The sequence below is a fragment of the Umezawaea sp. Da 62-37 genome, assembly GCF_032460545.1.
In the GTDB taxonomy this organism is placed as follows: domain Bacteria; phylum Actinomycetota; class Actinomycetes; order Mycobacteriales; family Pseudonocardiaceae; genus Umezawaea.
On the sequence record NZ_CP135965.1, the window covers coordinates 5,715,484 to 5,732,752 of the forward strand.

Below are 17,269 nucleotides of genomic sequence, written 5' to 3' on the forward strand. Positions count from 1 at the left end.
TCCGGACTACCCCGGTTGGCCTTCCGCGCTCTCCTCGCCGTAGGCGGCGCGGAAGGCCAACCGGTAGCCCATCAGCGCCATCGTCAGCGCGCCCGGCTGGTGCGGCGGGAACCCGTCGTCCTCGTAGTCCCGCAACAGGTCCGGGTGGTCCTGGGCGGTGTTCAGCAGCGCCCAGTGGTCGGACTCCAGCCCCTGCACGAGGTGGTGGGCGACCGCGGCCGCGTCGACCAGCGCCGCGGAGGCGTGGTGGCTCGTGCCGTGTGCGATGCCCCACACCACGTGCGCGGTCTGGGTGGGCACGACCTCCGGCACGGCGGTCGCCAGCGCGACCACGCACGCCACCTCGGCGTTGCTCAGCGACTCGAACACCTTCGGCGCCGCTTTCGCGACGGCGCAACGGGTCCGGGTGATCCAGTCCGGCGGCAGCCGGGGGAGTTCGCGGCCGACCGCGTTCCACCGGCGCCACGTGCGCTTGCCGTCCTCGGTGAACCCGCACCCCGCCAGGGCCATCGAGGCCAGCAGGAAGATCACCCGGTCGCGGGCGTCCGGCGCGACCTTGTAGTTCGCGCCCAGCTCGGCCAGGAACGGCACGGCGAACGCGCTGGCCTCGGACACGGTGTCCTCGGGCAGCAGCCGGGCCACGAGCCCGTCGAGTGCGGTGCTCCGGACGTCCGCGTCCTCGTCGGTCACCCGGCGCAGCAGTTCGCCGACCCCGCGCGCGGTCCCGCGCCCGTCGGACAAGTCGTTCCAGGGCACGGCTTCCAGACCACGCAACGGATCCGGCCGTTGCCAGGCGGGCGGCAGCTCCATAGTCGGGAACCTACGGGATGGCGTGTGCGCTGCGGTGTTGCCGGGCGGACGGGTCGTCTGCGACAACGGGTGACACCCGCCCGTACGATCACGCTCGTGCCGGCGCCCGTACCCCTCCGCGGTGCCACCTATCGGGTGGCGGACCTGTTCTCCGGAGCCGGTGGGATGAGCCTCGGCTTCCACGCCCACCCCGACTTCGCCGTCGTCGGCGCCGCCGACGCCCAGATCGGGAAGCCCTCGTCGAAGTTGGGGTCGTTGCGGTGCAACGGCACCTACCGGGCCAACATCGGCATCGACCCGCTGGAGCTGGACCTGGCCGCGGTCGACCCGGTCGTGGTGCGCGAGGCGTGGGGCCTGAAGCGCGGTGAGCTGGACGTCCTGGTGGCGTGCCCGCCGTGCTCGGGGTTCAGCCGCACGACCGCGGCGAACCACCTCCGCGACGACCCGCGCAACTCGCTGGTGGGCAAGGTGGCGGCGTTCGCGGCCGAGCTGCGGCCCCGCGTGGTGCTGATGGAGAACGCCCGCGAACTGGTCAAGGGCAGGCAGCGGCACCACCTCCAGGGGCTGGCGGACGAGCTGGAGGGGCTGGGCTACCGGGTCGCGGCCGGGTCGCACCTGCTGTCCCGCTTCGGCCTGCCGCAACTGCGCGAGCGGGCGCTGGTCGTGGCGGTCGACGCCGGGCTGCCGCTGCGGACGCTGGAGGACATGTGGGACGGCTGGGAGGTGCGGCCGTCGGCGATCACCGTGCGCCGGGCCATCTCGCGGCTGCCCGCGGTGCCCGCCGGGTTCGCGCACCCGAAGGACCCGACGCACGTGTCGCCGTCGTTCCGCCAGGACCGGACGCTGCACCGGATGCGCGCGATCCCGGTGGACGGCGGCTCGTGGGCCGACCTGGTGGGCTCCGAGGTGACCGCCGCGCTGCTGAACCCGGCCCAGCTGAAGATCATCGAGACCGGCCGCTGGGGGTCGCACCCGGACGTCTACGGGCGCATGTGGTGGGACGAGCCCGCGCGCACGATCAAGCGCGAGTGCGCGCACGTCGGCAACGGCCGGTACGCGCACCCGCAGCAGCACCGGCTGTGCACGGTGCGCGAGATGGCGCTGCTCCAGGGGTTCCCGCGCAAGTTCCGGTTCGACGTGTCCATCCTGGGCAACGCCTACCGGCACATCGGCGACGCGGTGCCGCCGATGATCGCCTACCAGCTGGCGGGTCTGGTGCGGTGGATCCTGAGTGGACAGGCGCCCGACGCGAGCTCGTTCTGCCTGCCGGGCACGTCGCTGCGCGCGGGGGACGTCCGCCGGACCGAACCGGTCGACCTGGTCGCGTGACCACGGACGGGTGGGGCGCGCGGACTCCCGACCCGGCGGACGGCCGATCCCGTGCGGCCGGATGATCCAGTTCGAGGCGGCACCGCCCCGTGCGTCGACGCAGCGCGCCGCACCGGATGATCACCTTTCGGTAACAGTGTGACCACGGATCGGTCAGTCCTTGACCGTTGAATCCTCAATAACAGCGTTCGACCTGGGGAAATGTCGGAATGGACTACGCGGTCTACTCGAAATCATGTATCGGTTCAGCTCCGTGAACGTGATCAACGCTCGGCACTTGATCGTCCACTGTGGACGTTTGACCTGCGTTGTCGCTGTTCGTAGCCACAACGGCACGACGGGTCACCCGAACTCGATCGAAGGTAACCCAATCGGATAGTGTTCCGCCGATTCCTGTCGGATCCGCGTGAATAAGGGGTCCTGCGCCCCTGGTGGACGACAGATCCCACTTCTTTTCTCATCCCGATTCGGGCTAGTTAGAGAGCTTGAAGGAGATCCATGGCATCCCGGTTGAGCGCGTCGCGCGTTGGTGCGGCAGTCCTCGGCGCCTCCATCGCCCTGCTGGCTTCGGCCATCCCGGCTTCGGCTGAGGTCCACGTCAAGCCCAAGGGCGAATGGGACCAGGAGGGCATCGGCGTTTACCTGGAGGGCAACGGGGACTCGCTGACCACGAGCCTCATCGGCCTCCAGATCGACAACACCGACACCAAGGTCCAGTCCTACTGCGTCGAGCTCCCGACCCCCCTCAAGGGCGGCCACGGGCTCAAGGAAGTCGCTTGGGACAAGCACCCCAACCCCAAGACGAAGTTCAAGGAGAACGCGGCCAAGGTCAGCTGGATCCTGCAGAACAGCTTCCCGCTGGTCGCGGCCGACGACATCTCGAAGGTCGAGGCCCTGAAGGGCCACAAGATCAGCGAGAAGGAGGCCATCGCGGCCACCCAGGCGGCGATCTGGCACTTCAGCGACGACGCCAAGCTCGACAAGGCGAAGGTCGTCAAGTCCGACGACAAGGAGACCAGGGGCGACGTCCTCGCGGTCTACGAGTACCTGACCGGCGACGCCAACCAGGGCAACGTCGAGCAGCCGACCCCGACGCTGGCGCTCGACCCGGCCGACAAGGCCGGTGCCCCCGGCGACCTGATCGGGCCGTTCACCATCACGACCACCGCCGGTGAGGTCGTCCTCAAGGCGGACCTGCCGCAGGGCGTCACGCTGGCGGACAAGGACGGCAACACGCTGTCCGACCCGCAGGGCGGCACGTTCGCGGTCAAGGACGCGGGCACCAAGACCAAGGAGTTCTGGGTCAAGGTCCCGGCGGACGCCGCCGACGGCAAGGCCTCGTTCTCCGTCGAGGCGAACGCCACCCTCACCCAGGGCCGCCTGTTCGTCAGCAGCAACGACCAGCTGCAGACCCAGTCCCTGATCGTGGCCTCCCCGTCGAAGGTCAGCCTCAAGGCTCCGGGCACCGCTTCCTGGACGGCGGGCGAGGCGACCAGCACGCCGCCGTCCACCACGACCACCGAGTCCGCCCCGCCGACCTCCACCACGGAGTCGACGCCCGCCTCGGAGACGCCCACCACGACCACCGAGCCCGTCCCTGCCGGTGGCAGCAGCGGTGAGACCGGCGGTCTCGCCAGCACCGGTGCGTCGATCTTCGTGCCGCTGATCATCGGCATCGTGCTCGTCGGCGGTGGCGCAGGCGCGCTGCTGGTGATGCGCCGTCGGAAGTCGACCCCGCAGAACCCCGCGCAGTAGTCCCACCCCGCACGTCGCGACGCCCCCGTGAGCACCTGCTCACGGGGGCGTCGTCGTACGGGTCAGCGGCGCGCGACGCCCGCCACGGTGATGTCGCCGTCGGCGACGGCCACCTCGCGGGCCGAGGACGCGCCGGACAGCAGCACCCGGACCGGGTCGCGGAAGTCCTTGACCAGCTCGATCCGCTGCACCGGCTTCGCGGTCGGGATGACCGCCTCCGCCGCCCACGTGCGACCCAGCCGGACCAGGTAGGTGTTGACGTTGGGCTTGCCGTCCTCGGTCGCGTAGACCCGCCAGGTGGCCGGGCCCAGCGGCTCCATCTCCCGCACCCGCAGCCCGCGCGCGACCTCCTTGGTCTGCCAGCGCGAGCCGTTCCACCACGACAAGTAGTTGTGCAGGGGGCCGCCCGCCTCGTCACCGCTGAACCACAGCAGGAACGGCAGGCCGAGCGTCGTGCCGACGAGCTGGATGTAGTCCGGGGACTTCACCGCGCCCGGCAGCGCCAACGGCGTCTCGGCCACCTTGAGGTACCGCTCCTGGTCCGCGTCGTCGATCTGCGTGCCCAGGTCGCGGCCGCTCGCCGAGTAGAAATGAAGGTTCTTCGGGTTGAACCAGGTGTAGTAGATGTTGCGGTGGTACCGGTCGTGCAGGTGCCCCTCGGGGCCGCCGCCCGCCAGCGTGTAGACGATCCGCACCCGGCCGTCGGGCTCCTGCCGGAGTTGGCCGATGTAGATCTCGTTCATGTTGTCCGCGCGGCCGGTCGAGCCGATCGCGAACGGGGTGCCGGTCAGCTCCGTGGAGGTCTTCCAGGTCCGGCCGTTGTCCTTGGAGACCACGTAGAGCATGGGACGGGTGTCGGTCGGGATCGTCGGGTCGAGGTCGTGCGAGGTCTCGCGGAAGAACACGTAGATCGTGCCGTCGGCCAGCACGAACGGCATCGGGTAGGTCGCCGCGTTCGTCGAGATCACCCGCTCGGACCAGACGCCCTCCGACGAGTGCGCCTCCGGGGAGCGGTTCAGGACCAGCTCGACGTTGTGCCTGCCGCGGAACGAGAGCAGGTGCCCGTCCCCGGCCTGCACGAGCGTCGGGTAGTTGTGCGAGTCGGAGTCGCCGTCGGCGTACTTGACGGGAGCCGACCACACGCCGGTGCGGTGGTCGAACGACTGGGCGTAGTTGTCCTCGTACTGGCCCGCCCAGGACACGAAGGTCCTCTTCGCGACGGCGTCGTACAGACCGCCCGCGACCGGGCGGCGGTCGCTGCGGGCGGCGACCGAGGTGGCCGTGGTCGTCGTGGTGAAGTTCGCGGCCCTCTCCGGGGTGGCGTGCGCCGGAGCGGTCAGGACCGAGAGCATCAGCAGCGGCGGCGCCATCAGGCGCATGAGCCGAAACATTTGTGCGTTCCTCCTGGTGATGGCCGTGTGATACGGCCGACCAGGCGGCGGCGCGGACATCTTCGCACGCGACACGGGGGCGTCGTCCAGTGTTGACCCGGCCGACCCCCGGCATCGGGCGTAGCGTGGCCGCCGTCCGTTTGGCAGTGGGGTTTCGGAGGTCTGCTCCGGTACCCTTCCCCAGGAGTGCGAAGGAGCACCATGAACTTCGATGAGATCAAGAACAAGGCCGGCGAGCTTCTGGAGCAGAACCACGAGAAGGTCGACCAGGGCATCGACAAGGCCGCCGAGTTCGCGGCGGGCAAGTTCGGGCACGACGACCAGATCAAGTCTGTTGCCGAGAAGGCCAAGGACTTCCTCCCGGGTGGGCAGTGAACTCCTTCAACACGGATGAGCGGGTAGCCCCCCAGGGGGAGACCCGCACTCCCTCAGCGTCCGCACGCCGTCCCGAGATGGTGACCTGGCAGGGCTACCGGGAGCCCCGGCTGGAGCAGGTGCGCCTGCTCCTGTCCGACCAGCGGCGCCTCCGCGCGTCCGGACGACTCGTCACCGCGGGGCCCGACGAGGCGTTCAGCGCCTCGTTCGAGGTCGGAGTGGGTGAAGAGGGCACGGTGAAGCGGCTGCTGCTGCGCAGCGCCACCGTGGAGGAGGAGAAGCAGATCTCGCTGAGCCGGACCGCTGACGGCGCGTGGCTGGTGGACAGCGGCAAGGGGTCCGAGCGCGCCGAGTTCGACGGCGCGATGGACGTGGACGTGCAGTTCGTGGTGCTGTTCAACTCGATCCCTATCCGGAGGTTGGGGCTGCACCGGGAGGCTGGGGAGCATGTGCTTCCGGTTGTCCGGGTGTCGTTGCCGGATCTGTCGGTGAAGGTCGTGGAGCAGACCTACCGGACGGTGTCGGTGGGGGATGGGACTTCGGTGGTGAACTTCAGTTCGGGGGATTTCTCGGCTGATGTCGTGGTGGACGCGCAGGGGATCGTGGCGGATTATCCGTCGGTGTCGCGTCGGATTTGAGGGTTGGGTTTTTAGGGGCCTGGGTTCCTGTGTGTTGTGGGGTGTCTGGCGTAGCCCGGCCCCCGGCGCGCGATTGTCTCAATGCTTTGCCGCACCTTGTCAAGACGGGAAAGATGTCTTGACAAGCCACGACAAAGCAGGAGGGCGCTGTGTATCGGGGGCAGGGGTAGGTCTGGCTCCGCCAGCATCAGGCTGCGCCTGACAAGGCACCTCGCTGCGCGTCGGTAGGGCATCAGGCTGCGCCTGACTCGGGCATCCGAGCTGCGCCGGACTAAGCGGCGGGCGCTCCGCGCCGGGTGCGGGGGAGCGGCTGCGCCGGGTGAAGTGTGGTGTGGTGTGTTGTGGTGCTGGTCAGGTGCGGATTGCGATGGCCATGCCCTGGCCTACGCCGACACATGCGGCGGCGATGCCGAGGCCGCCGCCGCGAGCCCGTAGGTGGCGGCAGAGGTCGAAGATGACGCGGGGCATGGAGGCGCCCAGGGGGTGGCCGTAGGCGATGGCGCCGCCGTGGACGTTGACCTTTTCGGGGTCGATTTCCGGTAGGTGGTGGAGCACGGTGAGGGTCATGGCGGCGAATGCCTCGTTGATTTCCCACAGTGCTACTTCCGAGGCGTTGAAGTGGCGTCGGGCCATCAGTTTGCGGATGGCGTCGACGGGGGCCAGTGTGAATTGGCGTGGGTCGGTTGCGGTGGTGGTGCTGCCGATGATCTCGCCCAGTGGTTCGAGGCCCAGTTCGGTGGCGATTTGGTCGGTGCCGATGAGGGCGGCGGCGGCTCCGTCGTTGAGCGGTGAGGAATTGCCCGCGGTGACCGGGCCGTTTTCCGAGAACGCCGACTTCAGGTTCTTCAGCCTTTCGGCGCTGGTTTCCGGGCGGACGGATTCGTCGCGGCGGATGGTGGTGCCGTCGGGGAGTTGTACCGGGAAGGCGAAGCCGTCGTGCAGGCCCGCGTCCCAGGCGGCGGCGGCGCGGCGGTGGGAGCGCAGGGCGAAGGCGTCCATGCGGTCGCGGGTGATGCCCAGTTCCACTGCGACGTCCTCGGCCGCGCGGCCGAGCGGAGAAGTCCACCTGATCGGCATGCGGGGGTTGACCAAGCGCCAGCCGAGGGTGGTGGAGACGCCTTCCATGCGGTCCGGGAAGGGTTTTTCCGACTTCGGGACCACGAAGGGGGCGCGGGTCATGCCTTCGACGCCGCCCGCGACCAGGAGGTCGGCGTCGCCCAGTGAAATGGCGCGTGCGGCCTGCACGACGGCTTCGCCGCCGGAGGCGCACAGGCGGTTGACGGTGGCGCCGGGGACGCTGGTGGGCAGGCCCGCGAGGAGGCCGGCCATTCGGGCGACGTTGCGGTTCTCCTCGCCCGCGCCGTTGGTGTTGCCGTAGAGGACGTCGTCGATCCTGGCCGGGTCGAGGTCGGTGTGGTGCCTGCGCAGCAGTTCGACGATGGGCAGCGCCGCCAGGTCGTCGACCCTGACGCCCGCGAGACCGCCCCGGTAGCGGCCGAACGGGGTGCGGGCGACGTCGAGGACAAGTGCTCGCGACATGCGTCCATCCTGCCCCCGAACGTCCGGGTCCGCGCTTCGCGAGCCCGGCTACCCGGCGACGAAGAACGACACGAAAGCCGAGGACGGGCGGGTGGTCGACTCGGTGCTGAACGCCTTGATCTCGATCATGTGGGGGCCCGCCGACAGACCGCTGGTGTTGAGCGCGAGACGCCACTGACCTGCGACGGCGGGACCGTCGGTGGTGGTCGGCACGCCCGCGACCTCCTCGCCGTCCAAGCGGATGGTGAACCCGGCGAGCCCCGGCAGCCGGGCGGTCGTGCGCCTGCCCTCCAGGCCGTCCAGCACGACGTCGAGCACCAGTCGTCCGGGTTGCAGCGGTTTGCCGTCGGGCACCGGTTGCCCACTGGCGTCGAGCACCTTGCCGTTCACCCGCGCCAGGTCGAGTTCCACGCCGTTCAGCGCGTCGGTCGCGGTGCTCGGCGGCGCGACGGTCCGGGCGCCGGGCTTGGGGGTCAGTTCCAGGTCGACGTGGGTCAGCTGGATCCGCATCGGGGACGGGGTCAGCACGCTCACGGTGAGGTGGTCGTCCGATCCGACCAGCGCCAACGCCTCCGGCGGCAGGTCGGCGACCACGGGGTAGCCGCTCTCCGACCGCCACGCCGTGTCCGGCACGGCGGGCCGCAGCGGCACCGTGACCGAGCCGCCGACCAGGGCGTTGAACTGGGGTGCGATCCCGGAGCCGTCGGTGTGCACGATGCTCATCCGCAGCCTGCCGCCGAGCACGTCCGGCACCAGCTTCGGGTTCGGGGTCGTGGGGGACGGGGAGCCGCCGACGTCGACCCGGACGGGCGGCGACGGCACCAGCGGCGGTGTGGTGGAGGCCTTGCCCGCGAAGCCGATCAGGTCCACGTGCACCCGCTCGCCGGACGGGCCGACGATGCCGATCAGGGCGGTCGCCTCGGTCCACTGCGGCGCGACCTCGCCCTTCGCGACGAGCGCGCCGTCCCGCAGCACGCGGACGCCGTCGCGGCGCAGCACCACCTCCCAGCGCTGGCTGATGCCCAGCCGCGCGGCGGGCACCGGGTGCGGCTGCTCGCCGGTGGGGGCGATCCGCGGCGTGCCCGGCGCCACCAGCACCTGCGCGGTCGTGTTGCCGGCGCTGGACGCGATCCGGGCGCGGACGGTGCCCGGTGGCAGGCCCGCGGCGTCGACGGCCCGGTCGGCGGCCTGCTCGACGGGTGCGGTGGACACCACGCTGACGGGGCCGGGCACGAGGTCGAGGAACAGCTCGCCGTCCACGCCCGGCGCGTCGGTCTCCACCACGAACCGGGCCAGCTCGTCGGAGTCGGCCAGCGCGAACGGGGTCCGCGACCGCAGCGTCACGGGCGCGGCCGCGCAGTTGCTGCTGATCACGAGCCGGCGGGCGTCGTCGCCCTGGCCGGGGGTGGCGCGCGCGCAGTTCTCCCGCGTCGCGAGCCGCCAGCGGGTCGGGTCGGGGGCGTCGGGCTGGTCGAACCGGTCCAGCAGCGCGTACTTCGCGTCCGACGACGTGTCGGTGGCCGGCGTGCCGGACCCGGTCGCGGCCGCGGAGCGCCTGCCGAACGAGTCGACCGAGCGCACCTCGACCCGGTACTCCACGCCGTCGTCCAGACCGTCGAGCTGGGCGACGGGCTGCGCCACCAGCACCGTGTGCCCCAGGTCGTCGCCCTTGCCCCAGCGCACCTCGAACCCGGCGGACTCGCCGGTCCAGCGCAGCTGGAGCCGTTGCGGACCGGCCTGCACGACGAGGCGTTCCGGCGCCTGCGGCTTCTCCGTGGACGAGGGCAGCACGACGCCCTGCCCGGCGAACTGCGTCAACGACGTCGGCGGCGGCGGGACCGGGGTCGTGGTCACCGCGGGGCCGGTCAGCCCCGAGCCGCGCAGGACCACGATCGTCCCGCCGATCAGCACGAGACCGGCGGCCACCACGGCGATCCGACGACGGTCCATGGCGTCAAGCTAGGCGGACTCCCGAGCGCGGTCACTAGTCGTTGTCGAGCCGAGATCAACCGGTCCTGATCTCGAAGACCTGCTTGGTGTCCCTCACGGGCACCGCCGGGTCCACCGGCTGCACCCGCGCGGACATCGTGTGCCCGCCCGCGCCGAGCCCGGCGGCGTCCAGCCAGAATTCGTAGCGGCCACCGGCGGACGGTCCGTCGGCCGTCGTCGGCAGCGTGACCAGGCGTTCCCCGTCGAGGTCGATGATGACCCCGGCCGTCGGCGCGATGACGTGGTCGCGTTCGCCGACCACCAGTTCGATCCGGATCCGACCGCCCGCGGGGAACTGCGTGGGCGGGCTGGCGTTCGTCTCGTGCGCGACGCTCAGCCGCGGCCTCCCGACCTTCGGCGTGGTCGGGCCGAGGTCGGCGAGCTTCGGCGGTTTGCGCGCCGGTGCGTCCGCCTTGTCGTGCAGGACGACGGCCGCGGCCGCCGAGTCGATGTCCGTGGTCGACGTCAGCCGCAGCTTCGGGCTGTCGCCGATGGCCGGGTCGGGCAGCGGGAAGTCCGCGTACAGCGTCGTCGCCACGGTCGGGCCGACGGCGCCCCAGGGGAACATCGGCTTCGCGAGCACCTCGCGGTCGCCCAGGTGCACGGTCACCGCCGCGTCGTTGTTGCCGTACACGCCCGCCACGACCCGCAGCGACTCGGCGTTGCGGAACTGCACGGACGACAGGGTGCCCAACGTCGTCGCGGACGGCTCCCGCGACGACGGGCCCAACGTGATGACCGACGTGGACCGCGGGTTCTCCGCGACGCCGCCGACCCCGAACGAGTCGATCGTCGTGCCCTTCGCGTCCCGGAACGCCAGCCGGGCGCGCGCCGCCTTCCACGGCACGACCGCCGGCGCCGCCGCCATCACCTCGCCGTCGCGCAGCGCCACCAGCGCGTCCGGCAGGACCCGCAGCTCCCAGCGGTGCCGCACCCCGGTGGACGGCACGATCGACCGCCCGCTCACCTCCACGACCCGTGACGAACTGGGCACGTCGACGCCCTGGCTGAAGCTCGCGCCGAACGGGTTGACGTGCAGGATCACCGCGCCGGGCGGGATCTTGTTCGGTGCCGACACGCTGTCGTACATCCCCAGCCACGGCAGGTCGTCGAACGGCTCCGGCAGCAGCGTGATCGCCACCTCCTGGTTGAAGCCGTTCGGATCCGTGCCGGGACCGTCCATGGTGAGCACGACCCTGCCGATCGCGCCGTCGTCCTGCGGTTCGGAGAGCACGAGCTGCATGTTCGACTGGAGTTCGGCGTTGTCGCAGGTGACCTCGACCCGCTTCGCGCCGGGCAGCGACCGCAGCCCGAGGCAGTCGTCCGCGCCGAGCACGCGCCACCGGTGCGACGACAGCGCCGCGGGCCCGTCGAAGTGGTCGACCGGCGCGACCAGCCGGTCCGCCCACGCCTCGTTGTACTGCAACCGCGGCACCGCCTCCATGCTCGCCGGCGCCGACCGGTGGCCCTCCGCGTCGACCGCGCGGACCTCGACGGTGATCTCGTCGTTGGCGATCAGACCGGTGATCTCGGTCTCCGGCACGAGCACCAGCCGCACCTGGTCGTGCCAGCGCACCTCGTAGCCGTAGCCGACCGTCGGCGTCCAGGTCGCCCGCAGGCTCGTGATGTCCAGCGAGGTGAGCTTCAGGTCCGACGGCGCCGCCAGCGCCTGCCGCTCCTCGCGGTACTCGACCCGGTCGTCGACGAACCGCGACAGGCTGACCGGATCGGAAGACCCCTGCACCGGGGGCGCCGCCCCGTCGCGCAGCACGAACACCGCGCCCACGAGCACTGCGAGCCCTGCGAGGACCGCGATCAGCCTGCGACGTTGCACCCGACCGACATTACGAGGTCCGGGCGCGCGCGGTGGCTCCGTCCAGCGAAACGATTCGGCCGCCCCGCGCGCCCACGGCCCGCAGCGCGTCCCGTGCGCCGGGGGAGCCGAGGTCGATCGTCACCTCGGTCCGGTCGGCGGACTTCTGGGCGTCGAGCGCCTTCCTGGCGGTGTGCCCGGCCTCGATCGTCTTGGCCAGGCCGCCGGTCGAGGCCAGCGATCCCCGTGCCGCGCCGAGCCTGCCCAGGGCGTCGTCCACGGCGTCCAGCAGAGCGGTCCGGTTGCCCTCGCACATGGCCTGCGTGAGTTCGGGGCGGGTGCCCGCGACCCTGGTGCCGTCGGTGAACGAACCGGCGGCCAGCGCCAGGGCGAGGGGACCGCCGTCGGCGCCCACGGTCGCCAGCACGGCGGCGAGGATGTGGGGCAGGTGGGAGATCCGGCCCACCGCGGCGTCGTGCTCGGCCGCGCTCGCGGGCACCACGTGGGCGCCGACCGCCAGCGCGAACGACATGACCTCGGTCAGCACGGCGACGTCGGTGTCGTCCTCCACGGCCACCACCCAGGCGGCGTCGCGGAACAGGTCCGCCCGCCCGGCGCCCCAGCCGGACGTGGACGTGCCCGCCATCGGGTGCCCGCCCGCGTACCTGGTCCCCGGCGCCAACCGCCGCACCGAGTCGTGCACCGGCCCCTTCACGCTCACCACGTCGGTCAGCCTCGCGGCGGGGGCGACCGCCGCGACCCGCCTCAGCACCTCGTCGACCGCGGGCAGCGGCACCGCCACGACCACCAGCGCGTCAGCCGCCGCGGCCCGCCGCAGCGCGGCGTCCAGGTCCGCGTCCGCGTCGAACCCCTCGGCTCTCGCCGCCACCACGTCGTCCGACGACTTCGTGGCCCCCCACGCCGTCCAGCCCACCGCCGTGGCGGCGCGCAGCACCGAGCCACCGATCAACCCCAGTCCGAGCACGCACAGGTCAGGCACGGGGCCCATCCTGCCGGCGCGGGGCGGCGAAGCGGAGCAAGAGCCGATCTTGGCGATCGCGGGTGTATTCTCGAGCCACCTGGAAGTAAAAACGCGTGTTCCCCGCCGGGTGTCGACATCGGTTCGACGGAGCAGGGGCCACGCGCGCACACGCGGCATCGGACGATCCGCCACTTCTTCACCTCGAAGGAGTGCGCAGTGGCCATCCGCCGTGCGGGAGCTGTCGAGAACGCCGACGCCCCGACCGAAATCCCCCGTCCGCCCCGATCCCTCAGGGAAGCGGGAGCAGCCCTCGCCGGGCTGTCGGCGGTCTTCCTGTTCGAGATGCTCGACAACTCGATCCTCAACGTCGCCCTGCCGACCATCGGCCGCGAGCTGTCGGCGTCGACGACCGAACTGCAGTGGGTCACGGGCGCGTACGCCGTCGTGTTCGGCGGCCTGATGCTGGCCCTCGGCGCGCTGGCCGACCGGGTCGGCCGCCGCCGGGTCATGCTGGTCGGGCTGGTGCTGCTGGGGGTGGCGAGCCTGGCCACCGCGCTGGTCACCACGGCGGAGCAGCTCATCGCGGTCCGCGCGGCGATGGGCGTCGCGGCCGCGATGACGACGCCGGGCTCCCTCGCCCTGGCGTTCCGCCTGTTCGACGACGACGGGCTCCGCGTCCGGGCGACGACGCTGATCTCGACGGTGGGCCTGGTCGGACTGGGGATCGGGCCCACGGCAGGTGGCTTCGTGCTCGCGTTCGCCCCGTGGCAGGTGCTGCTCCTGGCGAACGCGCCGATCGCCGCGCTCGCGTACATCGGCGTCCGGCGCGGCATCCCCGTCGACCGGGCGGATGAGCTGCACCGCGACCCGGTCGACAGCGCGGGAGCCCTGCTCGGCACGGCCACGATCGTGCTCGCGCTGGTCACACCGACGCTGTTCGTCGACGCTGGCGCCGCGTCGCCCCTCCCGTGGCTGACCACGGCGGCGGCCGTCGTGACGGCGGTGCTGTTCGTCGTCCGCGAGCGCTCCGCCCGCCACCCGCTGCTCGACCTCGCGCTCGTCGCCCGCCCGCTCGTGGCGAGCGGCCTGGCGTTCAAGGCCGCCGCGGGCCTGGCGACCGCGGGCCTCGCCTACCTCGCGACCCTGCAACTCCAGCTCGACTGGCGCTGGACGCCCGCCCAAGCGGCGTTGGGGATGCTGCCGCAGGTCGTCGTGCTCATCGCGGGCGGTGCCCTCATCGGTCCGCTGGTCAAGCGCGTCGGTCTCGACAAGGCCGCCCGGCTCAGCGCCGGGGCCGTCGTGTGCGGGCTCGCCGTCTACGGGCTGCTGGGCCGCTTCGGGTACGCGTGGGTCGCCGTCGCGCTCGTGCTGGTCGCCGCGGGCATCCGCGTCGTGGGTGTCGTGGCCGGGACCAACGTGATGCGCGGCCTCCCGGCCGACCGCACCACCATCGGCGCGGCGCTGGTGGACACCGCGAGCGAGGTCACCACCGGAATCGGCATCGCGGTCAGCGGCACCGTCCTCGCGGTCGTCTTCACCGGCGACATCGCGACCTCGCACTGGAGCACCGACCAGACCGCGGAATTCCACGCCGCGATCACCTGGGCGGGCCTCGCGCTCACGGTCCTGGCCGCGGCACTGGTCGGATGGGGCATCAGCCGCGCACGGCGCGCCACCGCCGACGAGTAGGCGGTGGGTGTCGGGCACTCCTGGGTTTTCGAGCGCAGGAGTGCCCGACCTCCGTTCCGAGCACCCCCGCCGTGCGCTCGGATTCGGGGCGCCTCTGCCCGGCTACCGCAGGGCGTCCAGCGCGAAAGCGGCGTACAGGACGACGCCGTGCTCCATCGCGGCGTCGTCGAACAGCACGCGGTTCGAGTGGTTGGCCTCGGCGGTGGCCAGGTCCACGTCCGGCGGGCAGGCGCCGAGGAAGGCCATGGCGCCGGGGACCTCGTTGAGGACGTAGGAGAAGTCCTCGGCGCCCATGAGCGGGTCGAGCATGGGTTCGGAGTAGGACTCGCCGATGGCCGCGGCCGCCAGGTCGAGGACGTGGGTGCCGACGGCGCCGTCGTTCACGGTCACCGGGTAGCCGGGGACGACCGCGACCTCGGCGGTGCAGCCGTGCGCGGCCGCCACGTGCTCGCAGACCTGGCGGATCTCCTTGTGCACCAACGTCCTGGTGGCCTCGGACAGGGTGCGGATGGTCCCTTCCATGAGCGCCGTCTCGGGGATGATGTTGGTGGTGGTGCCCGCCTTGAGGTTGGCGACCGTGACCACCGCGGGCTCGTGGACGCTGATCTTCCTGGCCACCATGGTCTGCAGGGCGCCGACCATCGCCGCGGTGGGCGGGATCGGGTCGATCGCGTCGTGCGGCATCCCGCCGTGACCGCCCCGGCCGGTGACGGTGACGTGGAAGGTGTCGGCCGACGCCATGATCGGGCCGGGGCGGCAGGTGATCACCCCGGAGCGCAGCGTCGACGTGATGTGGATGGCGAGCGCCTTCTCCACGCGGGCGCCGGCGACGTCGAGCAGGCCCTCCTCGATCATCAGCTTCGCGCCGCCCTGGCCCTCCTCGCCCGGCTGGAACATGAACACGACCCGGCCCGCCAGCTCGTCGCGGCGGGAGCTGAGCAGCCTGGCGGCCGAGGCGAGCATCGCCACGTGCGTGTCGTGGCCGCAGGCGTGCATCGTGCCGTCGACCTCGGAGGCGTAGTCGAGACCGGTGTCCTCCTGGAGCGGCAACGCGTCCATGTCACCGCGCAGCAGCACGGTCGGACCCGGCCGCGCCCCTTCGAGGACGGCGACGACCGAGCTGAGCCCCTGCCCGGTGGTGACCGCGAGCGGCAGGTCGGCCAGCGCGTCCAGCACGGCGGCCTGGGTGGCGGGCAGGTCGAGGCCCTGCTCCGGGCGGCTGTGGATCCGCCTGCGCAGCGCCGTCGTCCGCGGCTGCAACGCCCTGGCCTCCTCGAGCAGTCCGGCGAAGCGCGGTTGCGACGTCTGCGGCAGAGTTGTGCTCATGGGTCGATACTGACATCGGACGGGCCCTCGGCGCTGCTCCCGGAGGCCCCGTGGTACCGGGCAGGTCGACTGCCCCCTACGGTGTGACCATGGCAGAGCAGGAGCCGGTCAACGGCTTCGCTGTCGCGGTCGTCCGGGAGGACGGCCGTTGGCGGTGCAGCACGATGGACAGCTCCGCGCTGTCCGAACTGGACGCGGCGATCACCGAGCTGCGCCAACTCCGATCGACGGGCGCGGCCTTCGGCCTGCTCGCCGTCGACGACGAGTTCTTCATCATCCTGCGACCGGTGCCGGGCGGGGTGTCGCTGCTGCTGTCCGACGCCGCCGCGGCCCTCGACTACGACATCGCGGCGGACGTCCTCGACCTCCTGCGGGTCGACCCGCCGGACGAGGAGGACGAGGAGCTGTGGCCCGAGGGCGACCTCGGGGTGCTCAGCGACCTCGGGATGCCGAAGCACGAGATGCAGATCGTCGTGGACGAGGCGGACCTCTACCCGGACGAGCAGCTGCAGATGATCGCGCAGCGCTGCGGGTTCGACCAGGAGTTCACCAAGCTGCTCGACAAGATCCAGGCGTGACGGTTTCGACCGAGGACATGGTCCGGGCCGCGCTGGCCGTCGCCCGCCGCGCCGCGGCGACCGGGGACATCCCCATCGGCGCCGTGGTGTTCGGGCCGGACGGCACCGAGCTGTCGGCGGCCTGCAACGCCCGCGAGGCCACCGGCGACCCGACCGCGCACGCCGAGGTGCTCGCCCTCCGCGCCGCCGCGGCCGTCCACGGCGACGGCTGGCGGCTGTCCGGCTGCACCCTGGCCGTCACCGTCGAGCCGTGCACGATGTGCGCGGGCGCCCTCGTGCTCGCCAGGGTCGACAGGGTCGTCTTCGGCGCCTGGGAACCCCGCACCGGCGCCGTGGGCTCCCTGTGGGACGTGGTCCGCGACCGCCGCCTCAACCACCGCCCCGAAGTCGTCGGCGGCGTGCTGGAGGCCGACTGCGCCGCCCTGCTCGCCGACTTCTTCACCGATCACCGCGTCGTGTGAACCGCCGCACGGTTCAAGCAGGTCCGTCCGGGGTAACCGGTGGGCATGAGCATCGTTGACAAGGCGAAGGACAAGGCGCAGCAGCTGATCGGTGAGGTCAAGGAGAAGCTGGGCGACCACACCGACAACCAGAGCCTCAAGGTGGAGGGCCAGGCCGACCAGGTCGCGGGCCACACCAAGGAAGCCGGTCACGACGCGCGCGACAAGGCGGTCGACGGCGTCGACAACCTCAAGGACAAGTTCAACCGCTAGCCCCAGTTCCTCCGCACCGCCCCCGAGGCCCCGCACAGGGGCGCGGGGGCGGTGCGCGTGAGGGGTTTGATCACCCCGATTTCGGTCTCGGACTCCTGTCTTGTATTGTTCTCGGCGGTGGCGTGTCCGAGCGGCCGAAGGAGCACGCCTCGAAAGCGTGTGAAGTGAAAGCTTCCGTGGGTTCAAATCCCACCGCCACCGCTCAGTCGAAGAGCCCCGCACCTCACGAGGTGCGGGGCTCTTCGCGTTGTCGGCGAAAAGGCCTGGTCAGGTAGTGCGGCGGAGCAGTGCGGTGCACTCGGCGATGGGGGGACAGCCCCCAGCCGTAGGGGTGGGTTGGCC

At 71.6% G+C, this 17,269-nt stretch carries 15 protein-coding genes and 1 tRNA gene; 9 read left to right on the forward strand and 7 right to left on the reverse strand.

Annotated features, from left to right (window positions below; genetic code table 11):
• Positions 1 to 6: 6 nt before the first annotated feature.
• Positions 7 to 810: a hypothetical protein gene (locus tag RM788_RS26215; protein ID WP_315934429.1), complete on the reverse strand. Its 804-nt coding sequence runs from the start codon at positions 808 to 810 to the stop codon at positions 7 to 9.
• 96 nt (positions 811 to 906) lie between these two features.
• Between RM788_RS26215 and RM788_RS26220 the strand changes: the two genes are divergently transcribed.
• Together RM788_RS26220 and RM788_RS26225 are read left to right on the forward strand one after the other, a co-directional pair.
• Complete coding sequence (locus RM788_RS26220) at positions 907 to 2,139, forward strand: DNA cytosine methyltransferase (RefSeq protein ID WP_315934430.1); 1,233 nt, start codon at positions 907 to 909, stop codon at positions 2,137 to 2,139.
• Positions 2,140 to 2,637: 498 nt separating this feature from the next.
• Positions 2,638 to 3,894, forward strand: coding sequence for a thioester domain-containing protein (locus tag RM788_RS26225; RefSeq protein WP_315934431.1), 1,257 nt, complete (start codon positions 2,638 to 2,640; stop codon positions 3,892 to 3,894).
• 62 nt (positions 3,895 to 3,956) lie between these two features.
• On the opposite strand, the gene RM788_RS26230 is transcribed toward RM788_RS26225, so the two are convergent.
• Entirely contained in the window at positions 3,957 to 5,273 is a 1,317-nt protein-coding gene (locus RM788_RS26230; RefSeq protein ID WP_315934432.1) for a BNR-4 repeat-containing protein, read from the reverse strand.
• A 213-nt stretch (positions 5,274 to 5,486) separates the two neighbouring features.
• Between RM788_RS26230 and RM788_RS26235 the strand changes: the two genes are divergently transcribed.
• Positions 5,487 to 5,660, forward strand: a complete 174-nt coding sequence (locus RM788_RS26235) for an antitoxin (protein ID WP_315934433.1) — start codon at positions 5,487 to 5,489, stop codon at positions 5,658 to 5,660.
• A 77-nt stretch (positions 5,661 to 5,737) separates the two neighbouring features.
• Positions 5,738 to 6,298: a putative glycolipid-binding domain-containing protein gene (locus RM788_RS26240; protein ID WP_315934434.1), complete on the forward strand. Its 561-nt coding sequence runs from the start codon at positions 5,738 to 5,740 to the stop codon at positions 6,296 to 6,298.
• Between the two features lie 351 nt (positions 6,299 to 6,649).
• On the opposite strand, the gene RM788_RS26245 is transcribed toward RM788_RS26240, so the two are convergent.
• The 4 genes from RM788_RS26245 to RM788_RS26260 are packed head-to-tail and all read right to left on the reverse strand — an operon-like array spanning position 6,650 to position 12,648.
• Entirely contained in the window at positions 6,650 to 7,837 is a 1,188-nt protein-coding gene (locus RM788_RS26245) for a thiolase family protein (protein WP_315934435.1), read from the reverse strand.
• A 48-nt stretch (positions 7,838 to 7,885) separates the two neighbouring features.
• Positions 7,886 to 9,787, reverse strand: coding sequence for a phage tail protein (locus RM788_RS26250; RefSeq protein WP_315934436.1), 1,902 nt, complete (start codon positions 9,785 to 9,787; stop codon positions 7,886 to 7,888).
• A 55-nt stretch (positions 9,788 to 9,842) separates the two neighbouring features.
• Positions 9,843 to 11,660, reverse strand: a complete 1,818-nt coding sequence (locus tag RM788_RS26255; RefSeq protein ID WP_315934437.1) for a fibronectin type III domain-containing protein — start codon at positions 11,658 to 11,660, stop codon at positions 9,843 to 9,845.
• A 10-nt stretch (positions 11,661 to 11,670) separates the two neighbouring features.
• On the reverse strand, positions 11,671 to 12,648 hold the full coding sequence (locus RM788_RS26260) for a prephenate dehydrogenase (protein ID WP_399344853.1): 978 nt from the start codon (positions 12,646 to 12,648) through the stop codon (positions 11,671 to 11,673).
• Between the two features lie 240 nt (positions 12,649 to 12,888).
• On the opposite strand from RM788_RS26260, the gene RM788_RS26265 reads away from it, so the two are divergent.
• On the forward strand, positions 12,889 to 14,310 hold the full coding sequence (locus tag RM788_RS26265; protein WP_315934763.1) for an MFS transporter: 1,422 nt from the start codon (positions 12,889 to 12,891) through the stop codon (positions 14,308 to 14,310).
• A gap of 102 nt (positions 14,311 to 14,412) precedes the next feature.
• Here RM788_RS26265 and RM788_RS26270 read toward each other — a convergent pair whose 3' ends face one another.
• The gene (locus RM788_RS26270) at positions 14,413 to 15,636 is read right to left on the reverse strand and encodes a M20 metallopeptidase family protein (protein ID WP_315934439.1); all 1,224 of its coding nucleotides are present in this window, start codon (positions 15,634 to 15,636) and stop codon (positions 14,413 to 14,415) included.
• Positions 15,637 to 15,725: 89 nt separating this feature from the next.
• On the opposite strand from RM788_RS26270, the gene RM788_RS26275 reads away from it, so the two are divergent.
• The 4 genes from RM788_RS26275 (at position 15,726) to RM788_RS26290 (ending at position 17,128) form a co-directional block, all read left to right on the forward strand.
• Positions 15,726 to 16,214, forward strand: a complete 489-nt coding sequence (locus RM788_RS26275; protein ID WP_315934440.1) for a tRNA adenosine deaminase-associated protein — start codon at positions 15,726 to 15,728, stop codon at positions 16,212 to 16,214.
• 17 nt (positions 16,215 to 16,231) lie between these two features.
• On the forward strand, positions 16,232 to 16,675 hold the full coding sequence (locus tag RM788_RS26280; RefSeq protein WP_315934764.1) for a nucleoside deaminase: 444 nt from the start codon (positions 16,232 to 16,234) through the stop codon (positions 16,673 to 16,675).
• A 45-nt stretch (positions 16,676 to 16,720) separates the two neighbouring features.
• The gene (locus tag RM788_RS26285; RefSeq protein WP_315934441.1) at positions 16,721 to 16,927 is read left to right on the forward strand and encodes a CsbD family protein; all 207 of its coding nucleotides are present in this window, start codon (positions 16,721 to 16,723) and stop codon (positions 16,925 to 16,927) included.
• Between the two features lie 116 nt (positions 16,928 to 17,043).
• A tRNA-Ser gene (locus tag RM788_RS26290) sits at positions 17,044 to 17,128 on the forward strand.
• Positions 17,129 to 17,269: the final 141 nt, after the last annotated feature.

Excerpts from the sequence above, each read along its gene's own strand:
- RM788_RS26260 (WP_399344853.1), bottom strand. The coding sequence starts at position 12,648 with ATGGGCCCCGTGCCTGACCTGTGCGTGCTCGGACTGGGGTTGATCGGT.
- RM788_RS26275 (WP_315934440.1), top strand. The coding sequence starts at position 15,726 with ATGGCAGAGCAGGAGCCGGTCAACGGCTTCGCTGTCGCGGTCGTCCGG.
- RM788_RS26240 (WP_315934434.1), top strand. The coding sequence starts at position 5,738 with ATGGTGACCTGGCAGGGCTACCGGGAGCCCCGGCTGGAGCAGGTGCGC.
- RM788_RS26250 (WP_315934436.1), bottom strand. The coding sequence starts at position 9,787 with ATGGACCGTCGTCGGATCGCCGTGGTGGCCGCCGGTCTCGTGCTGATC.
- RM788_RS26235 (WP_315934433.1), top strand. The coding sequence starts at position 5,487 with ATGAACTTCGATGAGATCAAGAACAAGGCCGGCGAGCTTCTGGAGCAG.
- RM788_RS26225 (WP_315934431.1), top strand. The coding sequence starts at position 2,638 with ATGGCATCCCGGTTGAGCGCGTCGCGCGTTGGTGCGGCAGTCCTCGGC.
- RM788_RS26270 (WP_315934439.1), bottom strand. The coding sequence starts at position 15,636 with ATGAGCACAACTCTGCCGCAGACGTCGCAACCGCGCTTCGCCGGACTG.
- RM788_RS26215 (WP_315934429.1), bottom strand. The coding sequence starts at position 810 with ATGGAGCTGCCGCCCGCCTGGCAACGGCCGGATCCGTTGCGTGGTCTG.
- RM788_RS26245 (WP_315934435.1), bottom strand. The coding sequence starts at position 7,837 with ATGTCGCGAGCACTTGTCCTCGACGTCGCCCGCACCCCGTTCGGCCGC.
- RM788_RS26230 (WP_315934432.1), bottom strand. The coding sequence starts at position 5,273 with ATGCGCCTGATGGCGCCGCCGCTGCTGATGCTCTCGGTCCTGACCGCT.
- RM788_RS26280 (WP_315934764.1), top strand. The coding sequence starts at position 16,232 with ATGGTCCGGGCCGCGCTGGCCGTCGCCCGCCGCGCCGCGGCGACCGGG.
- RM788_RS26285 (WP_315934441.1), top strand. The coding sequence starts at position 16,721 with ATGAGCATCGTTGACAAGGCGAAGGACAAGGCGCAGCAGCTGATCGGT.